The 9,165-nt window shown below is 72.9% G+C and carries 8 protein-coding genes; all 8 read right to left on the reverse strand.

The window, feature by feature from the left end; translation table 11 throughout:
• Window positions 1–74: 74 nt before the first annotated feature.
• Window positions 75–1,643: a bifunctional phosphoribosylaminoimidazolecarboxamide formyltransferase/IMP cyclohydrolase gene (gene purH / locus CCN39_RS18180; protein ID WP_086843512.1), complete on the reverse strand. Its 1,569-nt coding sequence runs from the start codon at window positions 1,641–1,643 to the stop codon at window positions 75–77.
• The gene (gene purN, locus CCN39_RS18185; RefSeq protein WP_086843513.1) at window positions 1,633–2,250 is read right to left on the reverse strand and encodes a phosphoribosylglycinamide formyltransferase; all 618 of its coding nucleotides are present in this window, start codon (window positions 2,248–2,250) and stop codon (window positions 1,633–1,635) included. Before purN ends, purH begins: the two co-directional genes overlap by 11 nt.
• A 77-nt stretch (window positions 2,251–2,327) precedes the next feature.
• The gene (locus CCN39_RS18190; protein ID WP_086843515.1) at window positions 2,328–3,776 is read right to left on the reverse strand and encodes a cell division protein PerM; all 1,449 of its coding nucleotides are present in this window, start codon (window positions 3,774–3,776) and stop codon (window positions 2,328–2,330) included.
• Between the two features lie 134 nt (window positions 3,777–3,910).
• Window positions 3,911–4,693, reverse strand: coding sequence for a DUF5336 domain-containing protein (locus CCN39_RS18195; RefSeq protein ID WP_086843517.1), 783 nt, complete (start codon window positions 4,691–4,693; stop codon window positions 3,911–3,913).
• A 211-nt stretch (window positions 4,694–4,904) separates the two neighbouring features.
• Window positions 4,905–5,795: a succinate--CoA ligase subunit alpha gene (gene sucD, locus CCN39_RS18200; RefSeq protein WP_086843519.1), complete on the reverse strand. Its 891-nt coding sequence runs from the start codon at window positions 5,793–5,795 to the stop codon at window positions 4,905–4,907.
• A 1-nt stretch (window position 5,796) separates the two neighbouring features.
• Entirely contained in the window at window positions 5,797–6,966 is a 1,170-nt protein-coding gene (sucC, locus tag CCN39_RS18205) for an ADP-forming succinate--CoA ligase subunit beta (protein ID WP_086843522.1), read from the reverse strand.
• 118 nt (window positions 6,967–7,084) lie between these two features.
• Window positions 7,085–7,600 (reverse strand): hypothetical protein, encoded by a 516-nt coding sequence (locus CCN39_RS51780; RefSeq protein WP_244210849.1) that lies wholly within the window; start codon window positions 7,598–7,600, stop codon window positions 7,085–7,087.
• Window positions 7,590–9,165, reverse strand: a 1,576-nt coding sequence (locus CCN39_RS18215) for a hypothetical protein (RefSeq protein WP_086843524.1), incomplete at its 5' end; no start/stop codon positions are given. The genes CCN39_RS51780 and CCN39_RS18215, both read right to left, overlap by 11 nt.

Consider the following 9,165-nt stretch of genomic DNA (forward strand, 5'->3'; position numbering starts at 1 on the left):
AGCCCGGGTACCCCTGCTGACCTTGGCCGTACGGCGGCGGTTGCTGCATCGAGCCCTCCCTCTCGAAGCGCGGTTCAGTGCGCGAAGTGGCGCGTCCCCGTCAGGTACATGGTGACGCCCGCCTTCTCCGCGGCCGCGATGACCTCGGGGTCGTGGACCGAGCCGCCGGGCTGCACGATCGCGCGCACGCCCGCCTCGGTCAGCACCTCCAGACCGTCCGGGAACGGGAAGAACGCGTCCGACGCACCGACCGCGCCCTTGGCCCGGTCGCCCGCCCGCGAGACCGCCAGCCGCGACGAGTCGACGCGGTTGACCTGGCCCATGCCGACACCGACGGTCGCGCCGCCGCTGGCCAGCAGGATGGCGTTCGACTTGACCGCGCGCAGCGAGCGCCACGCGAACTCGAGATCGCGCAGGGTCTGCTCGTCGGCCGGGGCGCCGGTGGCCAGCTTCCAGTTGGCGGGGTCGTCGCCGGAAGCGTCGATCGTGTCGGCCGTCTGCAGCAGGACGCCGCCGGAGATCGGGCGGAACTCGACCGGGAACGCCGGGGCGGCCGGCAGCTTCAGCAGCCGGATGTTCTTCTTGCGCTGCAGGATCTCCAGGGCTTCGGCGTCGAAGTCCGGGGCCAGCACGACCTCGGTGAAGACCTCGGCGATCTGCTCGGCGGCCTCGCGGCTGACCGGACGGTTCGTCGCGATGACGCCGCCGTAGGCCGAAACCGGGTCGCACGCGTGCGCCTTGCGGTGCGCTTCGGCGACGTCGACGCCGATCGCGAGGCCGCACGGGTTGGCGTGCTTGATGATCGCGACGGCGGGCTCGGCGAAGTCGTACGCGGCGCGGCGGGCGGCGTCGGTGTCGACGTAGTTGTTGTACGACATGGCCTTGCCGTGCAGCTGCTCGGCGTGCGCCAGGCCGGGGTTCTGGCTCTTGTACAGCGCGGCCTTCTGGTGCGGGTTCTCGCCGTAGCGCAGGACGTCGGCGCGTTCCCAGGTGGCACCGAGGAAGTCCGGGAAGCCGGCGTCGACAGTGGCCTCGTCGGGGGCGTACGCGCTGGCGAACCACGACGCCACGGCCGTGTCGTACGCCGCCGTGTGCGCGTACGCCTGGGCGGCGAGACGCTTGCGGTCCTCGAACTCGAAGCCGCCGTCGGCGACGCGCTCGAGCACCCAGCCGTAGCGGGCCGGGTCGACGACGACCGCGACGCTGCCGTGGTTCTTCGCCGCCGCGCGGACCATCGCCGGGCCGCCGATGTCGATGTTCTCGACGCAGTCCTCGGGGCTCGCGCCGGACGCGACGGTCTGCGCGAACGGGTACAGGTTCACGACCAGCAGGTCGAACGCCGCGATGCCCAGCGTCCGCAGCTGCTCGACGTGGTCCGGGTTGCCCTGGTCGGCCAGGAGCCCGGCGTGCACGTTCGGGTGCAGCGTCTTCACGCGCCCGTCCAGCGACTCCGGGAAGCCGGTGACCTGCTCGACCGGCGTGACCGGGACACCGGCGTCGGCGATGGCCTTCGCCGTCCCGCCGGTGGAGACGATCTCGACGCCGGCCGCGTGCAGGCCGGTCGCGAGGTCCAGGAGGCCCGCCTTGTCCGAGACGCCGATCAGCGCCCGGCGGACCGGGCGCCGTCCCAGGTCAGTGCTCACGAAATGTCACCTTTCGTCCGTCCACGGTGCAGCCACCGCGGCCGAGTCGCTCGATCGTTTCCACCAGCAGCCTGCGTTCGACGGCCTTGATCCGTTCGTGCAGGACGTTTTCGTCGTCGTCGCTCTCCACGACGACCGCCTCCTGGGCGATGATCGGCCCGGTGTCGACCCCGGCGTCCGCGAAGTGCACGGTCGAGCCGGTGACCTTGACGCCGGCTTCCAGCGCGTCGCGGACCGCGTGCATCCCGGGGAAGGACGGGAGCAGCGCCGGGTGCGTGTTGATCACCGTGAAGCGGCCGAGGAACTGCTCGCCGAGGATCTTCATGAACCCGGCCGAGACGACGAGGTCGGGCCGGTACGCCGCGACGGCCTCGGTCAGCGCCTTGTCCCACGCGGCGCGGTCGGGGTGGTCGGCGACGCGGACGGTGAACGACGGGATGCTCAGCCGCTCGGCGCGGGTGAGGGCTTCGATGCCGGTGCGGTCGGCGCCGACGGCGACGACCTTGGCCGGGAAGCCGGACCGCCCGGCGGCGTCCAGCACCGCCTGCAGGAGGGTGCCGGAGCCCGACGCGAGCACGACGAGCTTCACCGGGGTGGGCAGGTCCAACCGTTGAGACAGAGCGGGCTCCTTGCCGCGGGCGGTGCGCAGCCGGGCGCACGGCGCTTCACCAGGTCACGTAGACCCTAACGGTCGCCCTCGTCCGGCTCGACGTCGCCGCAGGTCTCGGTGCCTCCGGTCACAGCCTCGTCCGGTTCCGGGGCTTCTTCCGCGGGTTCTTCGAGGCCGAGTTCGGCGTCGGCCTCGGCTTCGAATTCCGCGTCCTCGTCGGGTTCTTCTTCGTCCTCTTCGGACGCTTCGAGCTCCTCGACGGCTTCGGACGCTTCGTCGACGTCGACGTCGTCGGCGTCCTGGAAGGCTTCGTTGTCTTCGAGCGCTTCGGGCGGCGGCGCGGGCGGCTCGTGCTCGCCCGCGAAGAAGGCGACGAACGAACCCGGGATGACGATCCAGCAGAACGCGACGATCGAGGCGACGCCGACGGGGACGCTCACCGGGTCGAACGGGCCGTCGCCGAGCCGTCCGCCGGCCAGTGTGCCCAGCACGACGCAGCCGAGCGCGACGACGGCACCGGCGACCGCGACCGCGCGGATGCGCTGCGCCGGATCGGCGTCCACCTTGCGCAGCGACCAGCCGGCCAGCGCGCCGGCCGCGGCGGGCAGCACCAGCAGCGCCGGCCACCAGGCCGCGTGGTGTTCGGGCAGGCCGCCGAGCAGCGGGACGGCGGGCACGGCGCCGCCGTGGTAGCCGAACATGCCGACGGTGAGCGGCCCGATCGAGAACCCGGGCCCGGTGACGAAGGACAGCGCGGCCGCCACGGCGTTCGGCAGGTACAGCAGCGAGAGCAGGAAGAGCCCGGAACTGGTGCCGAACCCGGGTTCGTAGGTGTCGGACACCGTCGCCCACGACAGCCCGGTCGCGACCGTGAAGACGGCGGCTCCGCAGGCCACCAGGACCGCCAGGCTCAGCGCGCCGACGCGCATCCCGCGCAGCGCGAGCGGGTCGAGGCGGTCCGCGACGGCGTCCGGCAGCCCGCACGACCGGGTGACGCCGGCGGCCGCGGCGGCCCCGGCGAGCAGGCCGGGCACGACGAAGGCCGGCACCGGGTTCGCCGTCACCGGCGAGCCCTGCGCGCAGAGGGCGACGACGAGCCCGAACACCGCGTGCGCACCGGTGATCGTGATGAGTACCGGCCGGGCGTCGCGGAACGACCGGCAGCCGAGGCGGCGGGCGGCGCCGGACGCCGTCCGCGCGGCGAGGGCGACCACACCCAGGGTCGGCAGCAGCGGCAGCATCCCGAGCGGGTGGCCGCCGAGGCCGAGGCGCACCTGGTGCGCGGCGAGCCAGCCGGGCCCGGCGGCCAGCAGCACGCCGGTGGCGGAGAAAGCGGTGCGCCCGGCGGTGAGGGCGACCAGGGCCAGCACGGTCGCGACGGCGGCGTAGCCGGTGACCAGCGGGCCGAGGGCGGCCGCGAGCAGCACGCGGACCCGGGACGCCGGGGCCGGTTCGGGTTCGGGTGCGCCCACCTCGTCACCCGGCGGGTGGGGTTCTTCGGTGAGCAGGTCCATGATCCGCACCCTGACATCCGGGCTGCTCCGTACGGGTGAGCCACGCCGCCGCCGGCCGCGGGAGCTCACCCGGTCGGGTCCCCCCTGACGCGAAACACCCGCTGTGACACGGAGCGTCACAGCGGGTGTTCGGGTGGGCTGCGTCAGTTCGACTTGCCGAAGCCACCGGGCGGCGTGCCCGGGTTCTCCGGCGGCGGCTGCTGGAAGAACTGGCCCTGCTGCGGGGCGTACGTGGTGGCCTGCGGCCCCGGCGGCGGGGTGGTCGACGGCGGGTTCGGCGAGCCGTACTGGCCCGGCTGCGAGAACGGCGCCGACGGCTCCCCGGTCGCGGCGACCGGCCCCGGCCCGTGGCCCGGCTGGCCGAACTGCTGCCCCTGCTGACCGGGCTGGCCGTACTGCTGCTGGCCCGGCTGGCCGAACTGGCCGCCGTAGGCGGGCGCGGCGGGCTTCGGCGCCGGCGGCTTGATGACGTCGTGCTCGATCAGCAGCGCGCCGACCGCGACGAGCATCTGCAGGATCCCCAGGATCAGGATGACGGTGACGATGCCGGGCGAGGTCTGCAGCCCGACGAGGGTGTCCAGGACCTCGAGCGCGCCGAGGACGCTGAACAGCGCCGCGAACGGCAGCGTCTTCGGGCCCTTGGGCAGCGCGGTCATCGCGGCGAGCAGGCCACCGCCGAGCAGGAACGTCCCGCCGAGGCCGACTTCGCCGTTGTCGGAGAAGCCGAGGAAGTACTGCACCAGGCCGAGGCCGGCGACGCCGAGGGCGAGCAGCAGCGGCAGGTTCTGCGGCAGGCCCGTGCCACCGGAGGACGCCTGGTGCGAATGGTGCGGCTGCTGCGCCGGGAAGCCACTGGACGGCGGTCCGGGGGGCTGCTGGCCGCCACCCTGCTGGGGGTAGCCGGGCCCACCGCTGGGGAAGGTCATCGGATGCACTCCTGTCGGTTCGACCGGCACTCCGGGCGCGCGCGGGCGCCCGGGGGAAAGACGAGGCGGCTTGTGTGCGCAGAACGCTAGCGCACTCCGAGGCCGTCAGCCCACCAGACGCGTGAATCCCCCGTCCGGTTTCATACCCGAACGAAGTAGGGCCGGGCACCACGTGCGGTGCCCGGCCCTACCAGGAGTTACTGCGGCAACCTCAGCCGAGGTTGTTGTACAGCTCACGCGCGAGGACGGCGGTCTCGCTCGGGGTCTTGCCGACCTTGACGCCGGCGGCCTCGAGGGCCTCCTTCTTCGCGGCGGCCGTGCCGGAGGAGCCCGACACGATGGCGCCGGCGTGGCCCATGGTCTTGCCCTCGGGCGCGGTGAAGCCCGCGACGTAACCGACGACCGGCTTCGTCACGTTCTCCTTGATGTAGGCCGCGGCGCGCTCTTCGGCGTCGCCGCCGATCTCGCCGATCATCACGATGACCTTGGTCTCGGGGTCCGCCTCGAACGCCTCGAGGGCGTCGATGTGCGTGGTGCCGATGATGGGGTCACCGCCGATGCCGACCGCGGTCGAGAAACCGATGTCCCGCAGCTCGTACATCATCTGGTAGGTCAGCGTGCCGGACTTCGACACGAGGCCGATGTTGCCGGGGCCGGTGATGTCGGCCGGGATGATGCCGGCGTTCGACTTGCCCGGGCTGATCACGCCGGGGCAGTTCGGGCCGATGATCCGGGTCGTGTTGCCCTTGGCGACGGCGTGGGCCCAGAAGTAGGCCGAGTCGTGCACCGGGATGCCCTCGGTGATCACCACGGCGAGCGGGATCTCGGCGTCGATCGCCTCGATGACCGCGTCCTTGGCGAACTTCGGCGGCACGAAGATGACCGACACGTCGGCGCCGGTCTCCTTGATCGCCTCTTCGACGGTGCCGAAGACCTTGAGGTCCTTGCCCTCGATGGTGACGGTCTGGCCGGCCTTGCGGGCGTTGACGCCGCCCACGATGTTCGTGCCGGACTTCAGCATCTTGGTGGCGTGCTTCATGCCCTCGGAGCCGGTGAGCCCCTGGACGATGACCTTGCTGTTCTCGTTCAGGAAGATCGACATTTCACGCACCTGCCGCGGCGAGCTCGGCAGCCTTGTCGGCCGCGTTGTCCATTGTGTCCACCACGGTGACCAGCGGGTGGTTCGCGTCGGCCAGGATCTGGCGACCCTCGACGACGTTGTTGCCGTCCAGGCGGACGACCAGCGGCTTGGTGGCCTCGTCGCCCAGGATCTTCAGGGCCTCGACGATGCCGTTCGCCACCGCGTCGCAGGCGGTGATGCCGCCGAAGACGTTGACGAAGACGCTCTTCACGTCGGTGTCGTTGAGGATGACGTCCAGCCCGGCCGCCATGACCTCGGCCGACGCGCCGCCGCCGATGTCGAGGAAGTTCGCCGGCTTCACGCCGCCGTGCTTCTCGCCCGCGTACGCCACGACGTCCAAAGTGGACATGACGAGGCCCGCGCCGTTGCCGATGATGCCGACCTGGCCGTCGAGCTTGACGTAGTTGAGGTTCTTGGCCTTGGCCTTCGCCTCGAGCGGGTTCTCCGCTTCCTTGTCCACCAGGGCCTCGTGGCCCGGCTGGCGGAAGTCCGCGTTCTCGTCGAGGGTGACCTTGCCGTCGAGGGCGATGATCTTGTCCTGCGGGTCGCGGACCAGCGGGTTGACCTCGACCAGGGTGGCGTCCTCGGAGACGAAGGTCTCCCAGAGCTTCACCACGACGTCGGCGGCTTCGTCGATGATGTCGGCCGGGAAGTTGCCGGCCTTCAGGATCTCGAGCGCCTTCGCCTTGTCGACACCGGCGATCGCGTCGACCGGGATCTTCGCGAGCGCTTCGGGGCGCTCGACCGCGAGCTGCTCGATCTCCATGCCGCCCTCGGAGGACGCCATCGCCAGGAACGTGCGGTTCGCGCGGTCCAGCAGGAAGGAGAAGTAGTACTCGGACGCGATGTCCGAGGCTTCGGCCACGAGCACGCGACGCGTGATGTGGCCCTTGATGTCGAGGCCGAGGATGGCTTCCGCCTTCTCCTTCGCCTCGTCCGGCGTCTGGGCCAGCTTGACGCCGCCCGCCTTCCCGCGGCCGCCGACCTTCACCTGCGCCTTGACGACGACCTGGTTGCCGATCTGCTCCGCGGCGGTCTTGGCTTCTTCGGGGGTGCTAGCCACGGCACCCGGCAGAACCGGTACTCCGTGGGCGGCGAAGAGATCCCTCGCCTGGTACTCGTAGAGGTCCACTACTCCAGTCTCCTGACGACACGCCACTGCAGGTGGTCCGCGACCGGACCGCGCTGTCGGACCAGTCGAGGTTAGCGACCTGCGCAGACGCAGGGGACTCCGCACCTCGTGAAGTCGGTCACCGTGCGCGGTCAGACGGTACGTCCGCGGTGTGAGACCGCCCACCGCGCAACCATTCCACGGTCGTCCCGGGGTCGCCGCCGGCGAAGACCCGAACACCGTTCAACGCTTCGGCGAGCCCGGGCGGCGGTCCCTCGCCGAGCACACCGACGGCATCCGGGTCCTCCTGTTCGGCGGTGCTCCGGAGTTGTTCGAGGGTGTCCAGCGGGCCGGCGTGGACGACTTCCATGCCTTCGTCACGCAGGACGCGAGCCAGCGCGACGGCCGACGGGTCGGGTCTGGCGAACTCGACGAGCAGCACCCGGATGCGCTCGCGGCGGATGGTGTCCTCGGGCGGCTGGTCAGGGTGTGCGGCGTCTTGCGGCCGGTCGTGGTGCGCGGTGCCCCGGGGCCGGTCAGGGTGCGCGGCGTCTTGCGGCCGGTCCGGGTGCACGGTCTCCCGCGGTCGGTCGGGGTGCGCGGTGCCCCGGGGCCGGTCGGGGTGCACCGCGTCCCGGGGCTGATCAGGGGGCACGACGGGCTCCGGCGGCTGCCATGCCGGCCGCAAGCAACAGCGCGGCCGTGGCGGCGAGCGCGACCCAGAAGCCGGTGGCCGGGGTGGCGCCGCCCAGTGAGCCGCCGACGAGCGGGAGTTCCGCGGCGTGCAGCGCGGTGAGGAGGGCGGCGCCGGTGAGCAGGGCGGCCGCCGGTTTCGGGCGGGACCGCGTCGCCAGCGCGGCGGCGCCGACGACGACCACGGCGGCGGTCAGCAGTCCCCACGACGGGGTGTCGAGGTGGTTCCAGAGGCCCGCGGCGACGTAGCCGGGGACGGCGAAGACGGGCAGCCCGAACGCGGCGACGGCCAGGACCGCGCCGGCCGCGACGGGGGTGAGGAGGTTGCTCCGGGTGCCGCTGTCCCCGGCGTCCTCGCGCTCGACGACCCCGGTGCCGGCGGCGGCGAGCGCGGCCAGGGCGGCGAGCACGAGGGCGGCGAACGTCCAGGCGGCGCCGGCCCCGAGGTCGTAGGTGAAGACGGGCGCGGCGGTGCCCCCGAAGCCTGCGAGGTTGCCGGCCTGGGCGGCGGTCAGTGCGGTGTTGAGGACGGCCGTGCCGGCCAGCACGATCCCAGCCCAGGCCACCCCGAGCACCGGCCGCGCGACGGCGGCGGTCTTCGGGACGAGCACGCCGGCGGCGGGAACGGCGACCACGAGCGCGGCGACGAGCAGGAACCAGCGGGCGGGACTGTCGGCGGTCGCGCTGACCGGCGTGACGGCGCCCGGGTTCAGCGCGGTGACGGCGACCTGCGGGGCGAAGGCGCCGACGAGCGCGGCGATCGCGGTGGCGAGGCCGAGCAGTCCGGCGGTCAGCCGCCACCAGAAGAGGCCGGGGAGTTCGGCGTCGCCGGTCTCGGCCTTTTCGGTGCTTTCGGTGAGCCGCGTGCCCGCGAGGCCGGCGACGATCGCCGTCGCGACCAGCGCGAGGGCTGGGCCCCAGGTGACGTGCAGGTCGTCGCGGAAGAGCCCGGCGAGAACAGGCGGCGCGGCCACCCCGAAGGCGGCGGCGGCCAGCCCGCCGAGCGCTCCCCGGGCGACGTGCTCGGCCGGAGCGGCAAGCGCGAGCGCGGCGGCCAGCGGCAACGCGGCGGCGAGGAGGAGGTAGCCGCCGAGGGCGGGCCAGGGGCCTTCGAAGGCGGCGCGGGCGAGCAGGAAGCCGTTGTCGGAGTGGACGGGAGCGGTGAGCAGCCCGGCTCCGGCGACGACGGCGAGCAGCGGGACGAGCAGCCGCCAGCGCCGGCGTTCGGGTTCGTCGTGGCTCCGCAGGGCACGCCAGGCGACCACGCCGGCGGCCCCGGTGAGGAGGTGCCCGGCGACGAGCAGCCAGAACCCGGCGCCGACGGCGGAGCTGCCGAGGAACCGGTCGGGGAGGTAGAGCTCGGGCCGGATGGTGAGGGGGCCGTTGACGGCGAACTGGAGGTCGAGGAGGAGACGGCCGGGGGCGAGCGCGGCCAGGCCGAGGATGAGGCCACCCCCGAGACCGGGCTTTTTCGTGGCGGCGAACCAGACGGCGGCGACGGGCGGCGCGAGGGCGAGGACGGCGAGC

Origin of the sequence: Amycolatopsis kentuckyensis (assembly GCF_002155975.1) — a bacterium.
GTDB lineage: Bacteria > Actinomycetota > Actinomycetes > Mycobacteriales > Pseudonocardiaceae > Amycolatopsis > Amycolatopsis kentuckyensis.